Here is a 13,066-nt window from a genome sequence, read left to right on the forward strand (position 1 = left end):
GCCGGGGATCGGTCGGCTCAGGGCGCATTTTCCAGCATAGGGTGTGGCTGCGACATGCTGGGTTCACGCCGCTCGGCGACGCTCGCGGGCCACGAGCCGGCCTTCTTGGCCGCGCTCGCGAGCCGTAAGTCGGTGCTGTTCACCCATCGGTGGATGAAGGGGTACAGCTCCTCAAGGGACGCGCCGCTGACCGTCGCCTCCGGCCACGGGCGACCGTAGTGGTCGATGTACGCCGTCGCGCAGCCGCGCTCGACCGCCGGGGCCAGGTCGTTGCGGGGGATGTCGCCGATGCTCAGAAGCGCTTCGGCGGGTCGCTCCTCCAGCAGCTCGTCGATGATCGCGTCGAGCCCGTCCGGTTTGCCCGCGTCACCGATGACGTGGTCGAAGAGGCCGTCGAGTTCGAGCCGTTCGAGCACCGGTTCCAGGGTCGCGGCGGGGGCGTTCGTCACCAGGGCGACCTCGACGCCGCGCGGCAGGCTCCAGAGGAGCTCCCGGAGGCCCTTGGGGGCCCACACGTCGAACTCGCCGGCGGCCATGCGCTTGCGGGTCTCGACGTAGGCCTCGTGGCGGATCGCGTCGGGGACGCCGAACTCCCCCGCGAGGCGGCGCACGGCGTTGTCGGCGTCGTAGGCGTCGAACGTGGAGGCGGTGGTGGGCTTGCCGGCGACGAACGCGGCGTGGGCGGCGAGGAAGGCGCGCTCGCCGTCGGCATCGAGGTGGGCGGCCACCTGGCGGGCGTAATGCGTCGCGTGCTCGGAGCCGAGCCGCACGGTGCCGTCGTAGTCGAACAGCAGGATGGCGTCGTTCACGTACTGAGACGGTACGCGAAACGACGCCGCTCCCAAAGACCTGAGCGCGTTTCCGACTCGCAAGCTTCGTCACAAACGCGCTGCGTGCGCTATTCGAAACTGTGGGCCCGCGTGGGGAACTCCCCCGCCCGCACCTCGTCGGCGAACGCCCGCGCCGCGCCCTGGATGACGTCGGCGACCTCGGCGTAGCGCTTGACGAACCGCTGCGGGCGGCCTCGGCGCAGTCCGGCCATGTCCTGCCAGACGAGCACCTGCGCGTCCGTGCCCGGCCCGGCGCCGATCCCGACGGTGGGGATGGGCAGCTGCTTGGTGATCTCGGCGGCCACCGACGCGGTGACCATCTCCAGGACCACCGCGAACGCCCCGGCCTCGGCGACGGCGTGCGCGTCGGCCTCGACCTCCGCGCCCTGCGCGTCGCGGCCCTGCACGCGGTAGCCGCCGACGGCGTGCTCGCTCTGCGGCGTGAACCCGACGTGGCCCATGACGGGGATGCCCGCCCCGGTGAGCGCCCGGATCTGCGCGGCCACGCGGCGGCCGCCTTCGAGCTTGACCGCGTGCGCCCCGGCCTTCATGAACCGCACCGCGGTCTCCAGGGCCTGGACCGGTCCGGACTCATAGGACCCGAACGGCATGTCCGCGATCACGAGCGCCCGCTCGGTCGAGCGGGCGACGGCCGCGACCAGCGGCGCCATCTCGTCCACCGAGACCTGCAGGGTGGTCTCGTAGCCGTAGACGTTGTTGGCCGCCGAGTCGCCGACGAGCAGCGCCGGGATGCCGGCCTCGTCGAACAGGGCGGCCGTGTACATGTCGTAGGCGGTGAGCATCGCCCACCGCTCGCCGCGTTCCTTGGCTTCGATGAGGTGGCGGGTGCGGACCCGCTTGACGTTCTTGCCCGGCCCGTACAGGCTCGGGATCTCGTCGGCGTGCTTCGCAGGATCGGCGGAAGACGTCATCGTCGTAACTCCAGAATCTCCTCGTGGCCGGCCTCGCCGGTCCCCGGGCATGACAGGACCAAACTAACGCTCATCGATGTCGGTGTCATCCCGCGAAGCGCTTGCTGTGACAAATCACCCGCCCCCTGGGGGCCGGGTGACCCGCTACTTGCCGCGGAAACGGTTCGTGATCGGCAGGCGCCGGTCGCGGCCGAAGGACTTCACGGTGATCTTCGTGCCCGGCGCGGACTGGCGGCGCTTGTACTCGGCGCGGTCCACGAGCCCGGCGACCCGGTCGACCACGTCGGCCGGATAGCCCTGCTCGACCAGGTCCTCGCGCCCGGCGTCGCCGTCGACGTAGCCGACGAGGATCCCGTCGAGCACCGCGTAGTCCGGCAGCGAGTCCGAGTCGAGCTGGTCGGGGCGCAGCTCGGCGCTCGGCGGCTTGAGGATGATGTTCTCGGGGATCGGCTCGGTCTCGCCGAGGCTGCGGGCCCGCTCGTTGCGCCAGTTCGCCAACTCGTAGACGAGCGTCTTCAGGACGTCCTTGATCGGCGCGAAGCCGCCGCACGAGTCCCCGTAGAGGGTCGAGTAGCCCACGGCGTACTCGCTCTTGTTGCCCGCCGCGAGCACGAGGTGGCCGTGCTGGTTCGAGAGGGACATCCAGATGACCCCGCGCACGCGGGCCTGGAGGTTCTCCAGCGCGAGCCCCGAGACGGCGATCTCGGCCAGGTAGGAGTCCACGATCGGCTGGATCGGCTCGACGACGTGGTGGATGCCGCAGCGCTGCGCCAGGTCGGCGGCGTCGTCGAGCGAGTGCTGCGTGGAGTACTGGCTCGGGTTCGCGACGGTGTACACGCGGTCCGCGCCGAGCGCGTCCCGCGCGAGGACCGCGGTGACCGCCGAGTCGATGCCGCCCGAGAGTCCCAGCAGGACCGACGGGAAGCCGTTCTTCTCGACGTAGTCGTGGAGGCCCAGGCGCAGTGCTTCCCAGACCTCTTCGAGACGGCCGAGCTCGGGCGCGAACGAGGGCTCGACCCGCGTCTTCACGGTCGCGGGCGCTTCGGAGAGGACGTGGAGGGTGGCGCTCATCGGCGAGGACGAGTGGTTGGCGAGGTCGACGCCCTCGGCCGCGGCGCATTCGACGTCGGTGACCAGCAGCTCGGAGGCGAAGCGGTGGGCGCTGGAGAGGAGGCGGCCGTCGGGGCCCCAGATCATCGAGCCGCCGTCGAAGACGAGGTCGTCCTGACCGCCGACGGTGTTGAGGTAGGCGACGGGCGCGCCGATCTCGGTCGCGCGCTGCCGGACGAGCGCGATGCGCCGCTCGTGCTTGCCCTGCTCGTAGGGCGAGGCGTTGACGTTGACGACGAGACCGGCCCCGGCTTCGGAGGCGACCGCGAAGGGCGTGCCGCCCCACACGTCTTCGCAGACGGTGAACGCCACGTCGACCCCGCCGATGCGGGCGAGGTGCAGTTCGTGGCCCGCGACGAACCAACGGTCCTCGTCGAAGACCCCGTAGTTCGGAAGGTGGTGCTTGTAGTAGCGAAAGAGGACCGTTCCGTTCTGAATCAGCGCCAGCGCATTGCGGATGCCATGTCCCCTGGTGGAGCCCATGGGACCGTCGGCGTCGAGGTAGCCGACCGCCACGGGGAGGGCGCCGTTGCCGTCCTCGGCGAGTTCGGCGGCGAGCTTGACGAGGCGGTCGCGGCTGGCCTCCACGAAGGAGTGGCGCAGGGCGAGGTCTTCGACGGGGTAACCGGTGAGGGCCTGTTCGCCGGTGGCGAGCAGGTGCGCTCCGGCGGTCGTGGCCGCGGACGCGGCCCGGCGGATGAGGTCGGCGTTGTGGTCGAGGTCGCCTACGACCGGGTTGTCCTGGGCGAGTGCGATACGGAGCGTCGGCATGGACCCATTCTTCCGCGCCCGGACGCGCGGCGTCACCGGAGTTCCATGAAGTGGCTTGGATCAGAGCGAGCGGACGAGCAGGATCGCCGAGAGCACGAGGCCGTAGACGACGATCGCGATCCGCAGCGGCCGCTCGGGGATCTTCTGGAAGACGCGCGCGCCGATGTAACCGCCGAGGAACGTCGCGGGCACGAGCACGCCGATGGCCCACCAGGCCACGTCGGCCCAGACGCCGTACATGAAGCAGGTGACGAGGCCGACGAGCATCGTGCAGAAGTTCTTGAGCGCGCCGACGCGGCCGAGCGCCTCGGAGACGCCCATGGCGATCACGGCCATGAGGATGAGGCCGAGCGCGGCGTTGAAGTACGAGCCGTAGAGGCATCCGGCGAAGACGCCGACGTGGAGGACCACAGGGTGCAGGTCGCGGCCACCGTTGAGCGCGGTGACCTTGCGGTTGACCCACGGCCCCACGGCCATGAGGAGGGTCGCGGCGAGGACCAGGAACGGCACGATGGCCTCGAAGACCTCGTGCGGGGTGTTGAGCAGCAGGAGCGCGCCGCACACGGACGCGACGAGCGCGGTCGGGATGAGCCCGAGGGCGCGGCGGCGCTGGCCGCGGAGGTTCTCGCGCGAGCCGGCCGCGGCGGCGGCGTAGGCGGGAGCGACGGCGATGCCGTTGGTGGCGTTCGCCTGGAGCGCGGGGACGCCGACGGCCATCAGCGTCGGGTACGTGATGAGCGAGCCGCCGCCGGCCACGGCGTTGAGGCCGCCGCCGACGAGCCCGGCGAGCAGCAGAGCGGAGACCTCGATCAGATTCATGGCCGCCACAGCGTACGCTTGAGCGCTGGAACGAGATGGCCAGGCGGCCGCGGCGGATGTGGGAGACCACAGCCGGCGAGGAACGTCCGGACTCCACAGGGCAGGGTGGTTGCCAACGGCAACCCGGGGCGACCCGCGGGACAGTGCCACAGAAAACAGACCGCCGGCTTCGGCCGGTAAGGGTGAAACGGTGGTGTAAGAGACCACCAGCGCCGTCGGTGACGGCGGCGGCTCGGTAAACCCCACCCGGAGCAAGGTCAAGAGGAGCCGCGAGGCTCTGCGTGAAGGTTCGAGGGCGGCCCGCCCGAGTTCGCGAGAGCGCCTTCACGGGTAGACCGCTCGAGCGCGTCAGCGATGGCGCGCCTAGATGGATGGCCGCTCAACGACAGAATCCGGCGTATCGGCCATCTCGTTCCCCCGCCATGAAACCAATGAGGGTGTTTACCTGCAATTTCACAGGCAAACACCCTCCCTTTTGGAACTAAACTTGCTCTCTGGGCCGTCGTGGGGCCGTCACGTCCCCCAGGCGTCATCGAGGATCTGTCGGCCGCGACCTCGGCTGTTCGGCATCAGGTGCCCGTAGACCCGAAGCGTGAAGCCCGGATCCTTGTGACCGAGGAAGTCCGCCAGGGCCCGGATGTTCCCGCCGTTCTCGAGGAACATGCTCGCGTAGAAGTGGCGAAGCGCGTGCGTCCCGGTGTCCTGATCGGGCCCGAACGCCGTCTTCGCGATACCCCTCTTCCAAGCGCCCGGGTTGGTCATGAACGTGCTCCGGTGGATCGCGGCCTTTCGGAGGTTGGTGAACACCAGCCGGAACGTCACCTCCTCCCCATCGAGTTCGCCCCACGGCAGCGTGACCTCTTGCGGCGGGAACCGCTCCATATGCTCCTTGAGTGCCACGGCGACGAACCGTGGAAGCGGCACCGTTCGGACCGAATCACGCTTCGGTGGTGCAAAGATCCGCTTCGAGCCCAGCAGCTTCACCTGTCGGCGCAGGTCGATCTCCTCATCGTCGAAGCGGATGTCCTCGACGGCCAGCCCAAAGATCTCGCCGATCCGGAACCCGCAGCCCGCGCCGGTAGGCACCATCGCTTGATAGTGGCCGGCAAGCTTCGACTGAACGGAGCTGAGCTGTTCCCGGTTCCACGGGACGACGAGGCGATTCGCCGCCCGCGGCTTCTTAAGGCTCTTCGCCTGACACGGGTTCAAGCGGATGAGCCGGTCATCCACCGCCGCCTCGAACATCGAGTTGACGTAGATGAACAGCACCGCCTTGGTGGACTCCTCGAGATCCAGAGCCGCGAGCCACGAGCGGATCGTGCTGGTGAGGCACGCTTCGAGCGGCCGACCCGTGAAGTAGGGAATGAAGTGCTTCCGCATCCTGCGGTTGACCTGCTCCTTGGTGGCGGAGTCGCCACCGAGGCCTTTCAACCACTCCTTCGCGAACTCCCCTGTGTCAGTCTTCCCGCCCTCGGGGTCGATGTAGGTCCCGGCCTTCACCTCTATCTCGATGTTATTCAGGAAGTCCTTGGCGTCTTCCTTCTTACCGTCCGGGAACGACTTCGATCGCTCTGCGCCTTGCGGGTCGATGTAGCGAACGCGGTAGCGGTTCCCGATGCCGTGCCGGTCGGACTTGACGCGCTTCCGCCTGCCGTCTTCGTAGAGGACCTTCCACCAGCGGTCTTCGATATGCGCCATCAGGCGACCTCCCCGCCGCACTCTTCGAACCAGCGGATCACGTGGCGAGGGTGGTAGCGGAGGCACCGCCCCATCCGCGCGGCCTTGGGACCGGTCTTCTTCTTGCGCCAGTACCGCAGGGTCTCTACCGGGATCTTCAGGAACGCCGCCGTCTCCTCGATCGTCCAGAGCGGTTCCATCAGCGCACCTCCTCAGAGACAGCCCGGCAGCCGGGGCGGTCGGTGGCGATGCTGCCGAAGGTCTCGGCGTCGAGCCACTTCGAGGTAAAAATGCAGCTGAACGGACACCCAACCACCTCGCAGGACAGGACCGTGCGGTCGTGGCCGTTATCGCGGTAGGTGGCACCACAGTCGGTCGCCTCCAATGCGGCCTCGACTGAGGGGTAGACCTCGATATCGAACAGCCGGTCCCAGTGGGCCTCGATGCGTTCACGGAGCCGGTCATCAGCAACGACTAGCGGATACTTCTTGCTCATCGGTCCTGTCCCCTCTTGTTGTCGCGGTTGAGTTTTCGTTCGAGTAGCGCTTCGGCGATGGCGGCGGCGTATTCGCGTTCGGCGTCGGTGTCGTGGCCGAAGCCGACCGCTTCCCAGTCGTTGACGACCAGGACGTCGTCCTCGGCGACCTCGAGCGCGGCGAGGGTTTCGGCGAGGCGGAAGCGGGCGCGGATGTTCCGCAGCTCCCCGAGGGTGGTCGACCAGGCACGGGACTTGGTGAGGAAGTGGCCGCGGAAGCCGAGCATGTGCGCCCAGCGACGGAGGTGTAGTTCCTCATATGCCGGCAGGCCGCCCAGTTCCCAGGCGGTACGCATCATGGCCTTGTGGTGCGCCGACACACTTAGCCGGTCGATGTCCTCGATCGAGCGAAGTTTCCGATCGGGCCCGTCGTGGGCGCCGGTGGACTTGGTGGCGTATTTGGCGATGTAGGAGGCCAGCCGCGAGGAGCGGATATCGGCCTCATCGTTGATCTCGCCGGAGCCGCCGGCCTCGGTCGTGATGTCACGCAGATCCAGTTGCGCCCCGAAACGCAGCTCGAGGACTTCGCCGGTCGAGCGGGCGACGGTGATGACGGTGTGCTCGGCGGCGGCGCGGATGGCGTCAGCGAGCAGTTCTTTCGTGGCCCATGCCGGAGCTCGGGTCGCGGCGCCTTCGGGACCGTCGAGGCGAATGGCGGCGTGGAAGTGGACCAGGCCGCGGCGTTGGTATTCGGCGACCTTGGCGTAGGAGAGCCGGGCGGCATCCCGGAACTCGGCGACCCTCATGCCGGCAGCGTGCGCGAGGTGGCGGCGCAGGGCGATGGTGAACCGGTGCCACAGCTTCCCCGCGTGTGCCTGCCACAGCACGGCCGCCTCGTAGTCGTAGGCGTCGGGATCGATGGCGGTACCGAGGCGGGTGTCGTGCTCGGAGTGCCATTCTCCGCACGAGCACGGTCGCTTGAGACGGCCACCGGCACCGACGACGCGGGAGTGGACGGGCCCGAAGCTCGGCGGCGTCAAGGTGGCGAACCAGCGGGGCCGCTCGGCAACATCAGGGGAGATGCCCTTGGCGGTGTCGCCGTCGAGGCCGGAGCGGATGAGGTGGAAGGCGTCGTCGGCGTACCAGGCCGCGCAGGTCGGGCACAGCTTCTCCCGGCGGGTCCCGCACGGCACCCATACCGAGCCCACCGTGTCCTTCAGAACCTTGCCGGTGGCCTTGTGCGTGATGATCGAGGAGCCGCGCAGTTTGATCGGTGCGGCGCAGCCGTGGACGGAGGCGACCTTGTCTTTCCAGGTGCGGAAGCCCGGCCGGGTGAACAGGGCTCGCAGGTCGGCGTCGTTGTCGGTAGGCTTCATGGAGATTCCTGCTTTCTGCTAGCGGAGAGCACAAAGCCCGGACCAGGTGCGAACTGGTCCGGGCTTTCGCGTGCTCGAGATTGGTTGTGGCTTAGTTGGTCACGGCCAGGATGACCGTTGCGAGTGCGAGGAGTCCGGCGGTGCCGGTGAGGCTCATGGCGGTGCGCAGCCACCGGAACTTGACGGTGACGATGCGTTCGAGGCGGATCACCTCGGCGGCGGCCAGGTTGAGCCGCTGTGTCTCATCCACAGTGGTGAGCGCTTCGAGGAGCCGCTCGGGCGTCGAGGGTTTCGGCAGGTGACCGGCGCGAGGCCAGAGCACCATCCCGAGGACCACGACGGCGGTCGCAGCAATCGCAGCAGCAGCCCACCCGGTGACGGCGGCCGGGCCGTGGATGCCGGCGAAAGCACCAGCAGCGATCGCGGCGGCGATGGTCGGGACGAGCCCGGACGCGAGCACCTGTGCTTTCTGGTCGGCGTGGGCGGTCTGTGCGCGGGCCTTGTCGGCGCGGGAGGCGAGGGCGACCGCGAGGTTCTCGGGGCGGGTGTTCATCGTTCCTCGCGCCGTTCGTCGGGGGTCTTCGCTTCGCTTGCCGGGTTCGGGTCGGCGGCGATGGACCGTTCGAGGTGGGCGACGACGTCCACGGCCAGGGCCATGGTGTCGATCTCGTTGTTGTCGTTGGTGTAGTCGGTGTAGGCGAACTCGGTTCGCTTGCCCTTGTAGTTGACGCGCATTGCATCGCGGCCGTTGTTGCCCTCGATCCACACGTCGGGCGGGTACGGGTCATCGACGTTGCCGACGAAGGTGTTCCAGTCGATGCGGTCGGCAGTCGTGTTCTCGACGTGGGATAGGAAGCTGAAGTAGTTGCAGCCGGTGATGACGCCGATCAGCATGATGGCGGTCCTTTCTGTTGCACTGGTTGTGAAGTCGGGCCGGGCCCGAGCGGGTCAGTGATGCTCGGGCCCGGCGGTTCGGTTACGCCGGGGCGTTGGCGGCGGCGTAGTACTTGGCGGCCTGTTCGGCCATGCCCGCGGGGAGTTTCGCGACCGCTTGTACGTCGGCGGCAGTCATAGCCCGCCCGGCGTTGGCGACCTCGGCGGCCTTGTCCTCGATGGCCTTGAGCATCGGGGCGGGCAGCTTCGGCGGCCGGACCGTGGCCGGCGGCGTGTGCTGCGGCGGCGAGACCGAGAGCGGCGGCAGACCCGGCGAGGGCGGCGCCAGCGTCGAGGCGTGCGCCGCGAACTCCGTATGAAGATCGGTGCCCGTCGACGGCGGTGAGGCCTCATCGGTCCGCTGTTCCGTCTCCCGGTCCTGGGCGTCGACTTGGGCGATCTCGGCGAGGATCTTCGCGCGTGCCTTGGCGAAGCGGTCTTGGACGACGGGCATGACCTCGGCGAGGCAGAACACCAGGCCAGGGAAAGCGACGTGCAAGAACTTCTCGACGGTCGATCCGTCGAGGGAGGAGAGCACATTCATGATGAGCGTGGAGCCCAGCAGGACCCACTTGGTGAAGGTCACCCAGCCCGACTCGATCCGGATGCCGCGCATCAACATGGCTGCTTCCCACCGGAGCACGGTGATCAACATGCCCGCCAAGGCCGGTTCAACGGCCCATGCGCCCCACCACATCGGGTCGGCGACGTGGAGGCCTTCGGCGATGAAGTCGTGGACGCCGACCGTGGTGTAGGCCAGGCCGACCGACAAGAAGAACCACAGTGCCCCGCTGATCGAGGCCCGGAACCGATCCAGCTCCACGACCTTCAAGTACGGGTCGTCGGCGATCCGGTGGACCTGTCGCGCCTCCCCGACCTTCTTCCGCAGCTTCGCGACCTTCTTGGCCTCCTCCTCGGTGTCCTCGGACGCTTTCTCTTGTTTTGCAGCCATGCTCGTTTCCTCCTTTCAGGATTGAGGTCGGGTTAGGCGACGAGGCGAAGGTGGGATCCGCCCTGGCGTTCGTGCTCGGCGCGTTCGTCGAGGACGTACTTGACGAGGGCTTCCAGGTCGGCGTCGGTGGCGTAGGCGGCCCGGACTCTCACGGGGGTGCGGGTGCGTTCGGCGACTTTGAAGCCGATGCCCGCCGTCTCGGGGATGTTGGGAATCTCGTCGGCCAAGGCCCCACGCATCCGAGCCCCGTCGCCGAGGACCATCTCGGGGTGGACAGCGGCGGTGACACGGAGGCAGACCCGAAACGTGAACAGGTCCCGGACCGGCACCGTGTCCTTCGTGGGTTCCTGGACGGCACCCCACATGAGGTGACCGGTCGCGCGGCCTTGGGAGCCAACCAGGGCCATGCCTTGGCGGTTCCGGGCCATGCGCATCCGGTCGGAGGCGTAGGCCAGGACCGCGCCCAGCTCGTCCACGAGGAGGATGTTCAGCGGCGTCTCCACGCTCGGCGTGAACTTCCGCAGCCCCGATTCCTGGAGCTTCGCCTGTGTGGCTTGCTGGTCTTCGAGGAACTCAGAGACGACCTCGGCGGAGGCCTCTTCGCCGGAGGCGTAGCGGTGGGCGATCGGGGCGGCGGCGTTCAGCTCGACCTGCTTGGGGTCGCACAGCCACAGCCGGACCGAGCCCTCGGCGATCATCGGCGCGAGGGTGAACAGCGGCGCCCACAGCACCGAGTTCTTGCCCGACCCCGACGCCCCGGCAACGAGCATGTGCTTGTCGGCGATGTTCTCGGTCCACTCCCGGCCGAACTCATCGAACCCGAAGTGCACACGGGTCAAGTCAACCTCTTCGACCGAGGCCGGGATCTCCGGCGCCGGAATCGTGTACGTGAAGGGCTCGCGCCGCTGCACGATCAACGCGATCTTGCGCGGAGCCAGCTTCTCGACGGTGACCCGCTCGGCGTTGAACGCAACCGCGAGAACCTCAGCGGCGTCCATCCAGTGCTTCACGGTTTGGCCCTTGAGGATGCGGATCCACACCGTTTCCACCGCCGACGAGTACGACCGCAACCGGAGGATGCGCGGCACGAGGAGTTCGCCAGTCGAGGGGTGTTCGCGGACCAGGTTCGCCTCGCGCATGTTCCGCTTCCAGGCCGGGCCGGTGTAGGTGGCCGACAGCCACCGGCGGCGCAGATTCCGCAGATGCGGCAACACCACCTGGTCGAAGGAGTCCGGGTGCGCCCGACCCCAGGCGATCGCAGCGGCAACGGTGGAGCCAGCAGCCCAAGCGGTGACCTCAGGGGCGGTAGCGCCTGCGTAGCCCAGTGCCGGCACGCTGGTCGTGATGAGCGGGTGGCGGGTGGCCCAGGCGGCGGCACGCCATTCGATGCCGGTCTTGCGTTTGGAGTTCGTACGGTTTTCGGACATGACAAGTACCTCCCGCCTTTCGGCGTGAATCGTTAAGCGGCTTAGTGATAGAAGTGTTTCGGCGGATGTGACCGCCCCCTCGGTCCCCGTGGTGCCGAGGGAGGATCAGACCGGCCGAAGCCGGTTAGAGCAGGTCGAACAGGTCGTCGCCTTCGGGGGTGAAGCGGGCCGCTTCATCGAGCAGCACCGACAGCACCGCCACCGAGGAGGCGAAGCGGGTGTGCGCGGCGTTGAGGCCCAGCCCCTTGTCGGGGACCTTCTTCATCGAGTCGCGCAGGTTCGACATGGCGATGTGGACGCTCATGTTGATCTCTTCGGCCTTGTTTCTGGTCAGCATTCGTTGTCTCCCTTGATCTCTTGGAGCCTTAAAGGCTCCACTCCCAGGACTTGAGTTTGGATTCGTGGCGGACGATGGCGACCCGCAGCGCGGCGAGGTCGTTGTAGGCCTCTTCGAGGGCCTTCTTCAGGACCGCTTTCTCGACGGCCTGCCAGGCCCCGGAGGAGCCCTCGGGGACGTAGTTGGCGATCGCCTTGTCGGCGTCTTCGAAGGCGAAGCGGACCCCGTCGAGGTTGCCCATCAGGGCCTCGTACTTCTTGGCGGATCGGGCGTTGACCCCGAACCAGTCGATCTTTTCCATTCGGTCTTGACCTCCAGGCGTAGTGCCGGTCAGGCCACCGGGCGGTGACCACAAACCCCCACCACCGACCCGCGGTAGATGGGGGAATGACGCCACCGAACGGCGTCTAGGCGCGGTAGATGAACCGCTGCCAGGTGCGCCGGATGAACCAGAAGTTCAGCGACAGCGAACCCAGCAGGACCAGGCACAGCACCGCGATCACGAGTTCCACCCACACTCACCTCCTCTCATTTCGTTTGGGGCCGTTCATCACAGCCCACTTGGGTTGAGTCGGAACCAGGCCTCGGCGTCCCGTTGATCGGCGACGCATTCGACGTGGACGACATGGCCGGCCAGCAGATGCCGGCAGAACAGCACCACCTCAGGCGGCGCCGTGAATTCGAAGGACGGATCAGCTCCAGTGGCATCGCACCAATCGGCGAAGTCCCGCACCGCCCCATACCCCTCGAAGACGCCGGTCAGCTCGGAGCGGCCGGCGATCCACCGCGGTTGCACCGTCCCGGCAGGCACCACTTCAGCGATCACCTGCCGGAACAGCGCATCGATGTCGGCCGGATCGCGCGAGGTTCGGACCCGTTCGAGGTCAGCCGGCATGATCCCGTTCACCACAGCCCGTGGGCCTCGGCTTCTTCATCGGAGACGTAGGCGCACAGGTGCACCTTGACCCCCTCGATCTGGACGACCGTGAAGGCCTTGACCGACCGGTCCCAAGGACGTCCATGCTCGTAGTCGATCTCGCCGCCGTACTGGTCGGCGAAGTACCGCAGGTCGCGGAACGTGTCGACCTTCGCCTTCAGCTCGAACTGCCCGAAGTAGTAGTGCGGTTCGGACAGCCCCATGGTTTTCAAGTGCTGGTCGACCCGAGCCCTCGCTTCCCGCTCGAACGGGTTCAGATCCCGGAACAGCTTCGACAGCTCGCTCACCGCGCCACCCCCGCGAGACCGAGATGGGCCCGGTGGACTTCAACGCACAGCGCTACGACCATCGGGCTGATGGGCGGGACTTCATTCCGCTCCCAGCAACGCTGGCAAGCAGTGGTGCAGGCCGGTCCGTCCTCGGTTTCCACCTCTCGGACCTCCAAGCCGCTCCGTCGCAAGCAAACGGTGCATTCAGCAGCGGCAGGACA

The 13,066-nt window shown here is 67.8% G+C and carries 16 protein-coding genes and 1 other RNA gene; 1 reads left to right on the plus strand and 16 read right to left on the minus strand.

The features are described from left to right. Positions 1–17: 17 nt before the first annotated feature. From K3N28_RS19120 to K3N28_RS19135, 4 genes are all read right to left on the minus strand, one after another. On the minus strand, positions 18–809 hold the full coding sequence (locus K3N28_RS19120) for an HAD family hydrolase (RefSeq protein ID WP_228094350.1): 792 nt from the start codon (positions 807–809) through the stop codon (positions 18–20). Positions 810–898: 89 nt separating this feature from the next. Then, positions 899–1,762, minus strand: coding sequence for a 3-methyl-2-oxobutanoate hydroxymethyltransferase (panB, locus tag K3N28_RS19125; protein WP_228094351.1), 864 nt, complete (start codon positions 1,760–1,762; stop codon positions 899–901). A gap of 144 nt (positions 1,763–1,906) precedes the next feature. Next, entirely contained in the window at positions 1,907–3,643 is a 1,737-nt protein-coding gene (locus K3N28_RS19130) for an NAD+ synthase (RefSeq protein ID WP_228094352.1), read from the minus strand. A 60-nt stretch (positions 3,644–3,703) separates the two neighbouring features. Further along, positions 3,704–4,462 (minus strand): sulfite exporter TauE/SafE family protein, encoded by a 759-nt coding sequence (locus K3N28_RS19135; protein WP_228094353.1) that lies wholly within the window; start codon positions 4,460–4,462, stop codon positions 3,704–3,706. Between the two features lie 31 nt (positions 4,463–4,493). On the opposite strand from K3N28_RS19135, the gene rnpB reads away from it, so the two are divergent. Next, positions 4,494–4,878, plus strand: an RNA gene (rnpB, locus tag K3N28_RS19140) — RNase P RNA component class A. A gap of 97 nt (positions 4,879–4,975) precedes the next feature. Here rnpB and K3N28_RS19145 read toward each other — a convergent pair. The 12 genes from K3N28_RS19145 to K3N28_RS19200 all read right to left on the minus strand — a co-directional run bounded on the left by K3N28_RS19145 (position 4,976) and on the right by K3N28_RS19200 (position 12,863). Continuing rightward, positions 4,976–6,160: a site-specific integrase gene (locus K3N28_RS19145; protein ID WP_228094354.1), complete on the minus strand. Its 1,185-nt coding sequence runs from the start codon at positions 6,158–6,160 to the stop codon at positions 4,976–4,978. Then, on the minus strand, positions 6,160–6,339 hold the full coding sequence (locus K3N28_RS19150; protein ID WP_153027789.1) for a helix-turn-helix domain-containing protein: 180 nt from the start codon (positions 6,337–6,339) through the stop codon (positions 6,160–6,162). The genes K3N28_RS19145 and K3N28_RS19150 overlap by 1 nt, the downstream gene beginning before the upstream one ends. Then, positions 6,339–6,635: a hypothetical protein gene (locus tag K3N28_RS19155; RefSeq protein WP_228094355.1), complete on the minus strand. Its 297-nt coding sequence runs from the start codon at positions 6,633–6,635 to the stop codon at positions 6,339–6,341. Before K3N28_RS19155 ends, K3N28_RS19150 begins: the two co-directional genes overlap by 1 nt. Then, a complete protein-coding gene (locus K3N28_RS19160) occupies positions 6,632–7,990 on the minus strand; it encodes a replication initiator (protein ID WP_228094356.1) in 1,359 nt (452 codons plus the stop codon). The genes K3N28_RS19155 and K3N28_RS19160 overlap by 4 nt, the downstream gene beginning before the upstream one ends. 91 nt (positions 7,991–8,081) lie before the next feature. Next, positions 8,082–8,543: a hypothetical protein gene (locus K3N28_RS19165; protein WP_228094357.1), complete on the minus strand. Its 462-nt coding sequence runs from the start codon at positions 8,541–8,543 to the stop codon at positions 8,082–8,084. After that, the gene (locus K3N28_RS19170) at positions 8,540–8,884 is read right to left on the minus strand and encodes a hypothetical protein (protein ID WP_228094358.1); all 345 of its coding nucleotides are present in this window, start codon (positions 8,882–8,884) and stop codon (positions 8,540–8,542) included. The genes K3N28_RS19165 and K3N28_RS19170 overlap by 4 nt, the downstream gene beginning before the upstream one ends. Before the next feature lie 82 nt (positions 8,885–8,966). Next, a complete protein-coding gene (locus K3N28_RS19175; protein WP_228094359.1) occupies positions 8,967–9,875 on the minus strand; it encodes a hypothetical protein in 909 nt (302 codons plus the stop codon). 32 nt (positions 9,876–9,907) lie between these two features. Beyond that, a complete protein-coding gene (locus K3N28_RS19180; protein ID WP_228094360.1) occupies positions 9,908–11,302 on the minus strand; it encodes an FtsK/SpoIIIE domain-containing protein in 1,395 nt (464 codons plus the stop codon). A 124-nt stretch (positions 11,303–11,426) separates the two neighbouring features. Further along, positions 11,427–11,639, minus strand: coding sequence for a hypothetical protein (locus tag K3N28_RS19185; protein ID WP_228094361.1), 213 nt, complete (start codon positions 11,637–11,639; stop codon positions 11,427–11,429). 28 nt (positions 11,640–11,667) lie between these two features. Then, complete coding sequence (locus tag K3N28_RS19190; protein WP_228094362.1) at positions 11,668–11,940, minus strand: hypothetical protein; 273 nt, start codon at positions 11,938–11,940, stop codon at positions 11,668–11,670. Between the two features lie 249 nt (positions 11,941–12,189). Beyond that, entirely contained in the window at positions 12,190–12,534 is a 345-nt protein-coding gene (locus K3N28_RS19195; protein ID WP_228094363.1) for a hypothetical protein, read from the minus strand. A gap of 8 nt (positions 12,535–12,542) precedes the next feature. After that, positions 12,543–12,863, minus strand: a complete 321-nt coding sequence (locus K3N28_RS19200) for a hypothetical protein (protein WP_228094364.1) — start codon at positions 12,861–12,863, stop codon at positions 12,543–12,545. Positions 12,864–13,066: the final 203 nt, after the last annotated feature.

Origin of the sequence: Glycomyces sp. TRM65418 (assembly GCF_019710475.1) — a bacterium.
Lineage (GTDB): Bacteria > Actinomycetota > Actinomycetes > Mycobacteriales > Micromonosporaceae > Glycomyces.

Excerpts from the sequence above, each read along its gene's own strand:
- K3N28_RS19150 (WP_153027789.1), bottom strand. The coding sequence starts at position 6,339 with ATGGAACCGCTCTGGACGATCGAGGAGACGGCGGCGTTCCTGAAGATC.
- K3N28_RS19135 (WP_228094353.1), bottom strand. The coding sequence starts at position 4,462 with ATGAATCTGATCGAGGTCTCCGCTCTGCTGCTCGCCGGGCTCGTCGGC.
- K3N28_RS19170 (WP_228094358.1), bottom strand. The coding sequence starts at position 8,884 with ATGCTGATCGGCGTCATCACCGGCTGCAACTACTTCAGCTTCCTATCC.
- K3N28_RS19190 (WP_228094362.1), bottom strand. The coding sequence starts at position 11,940 with ATGGAAAAGATCGACTGGTTCGGGGTCAACGCCCGATCCGCCAAGAAG.
- panB (WP_228094351.1), bottom strand. The coding sequence starts at position 1,762 with ATGACGTCTTCCGCCGATCCTGCGAAGCACGCCGACGAGATCCCGAGC.
- K3N28_RS19155 (WP_228094355.1), bottom strand. The coding sequence starts at position 6,635 with ATGAGCAAGAAGTATCCGCTAGTCGTTGCTGATGACCGGCTCCGTGAA.
- K3N28_RS19180 (WP_228094360.1), bottom strand. The coding sequence starts at position 11,302 with ATGTCCGAAAACCGTACGAACTCCAAACGCAAGACCGGCATCGAATGG.
- K3N28_RS19145 (WP_228094354.1), bottom strand. The coding sequence starts at position 6,160 with ATGGCGCATATCGAAGACCGCTGGTGGAAGGTCCTCTACGAAGACGGC.
- K3N28_RS19185 (WP_228094361.1), bottom strand. The coding sequence starts at position 11,639 with ATGCTGACCAGAAACAAGGCCGAAGAGATCAACATGAGCGTCCACATC.
- K3N28_RS19130 (WP_228094352.1), bottom strand. The coding sequence starts at position 3,643 with ATGCCGACGCTCCGTATCGCACTCGCCCAGGACAACCCGGTCGTAGGC.
- K3N28_RS19195 (WP_228094363.1), bottom strand. The coding sequence starts at position 12,534 with ATGCCGGCTGACCTCGAACGGGTCCGAACCTCGCGCGATCCGGCCGAC.
- K3N28_RS19160 (WP_228094356.1), bottom strand. The coding sequence starts at position 7,990 with ATGAAGCCTACCGACAACGACGCCGACCTGCGAGCCCTGTTCACCCGG.
- K3N28_RS19175 (WP_228094359.1), bottom strand. The coding sequence starts at position 9,875 with ATGGCTGCAAAACAAGAGAAAGCGTCCGAGGACACCGAGGAGGAGGCC.
- K3N28_RS19165 (WP_228094357.1), bottom strand. The coding sequence starts at position 8,543 with ATGAACACCCGCCCCGAGAACCTCGCGGTCGCCCTCGCCTCCCGCGCC.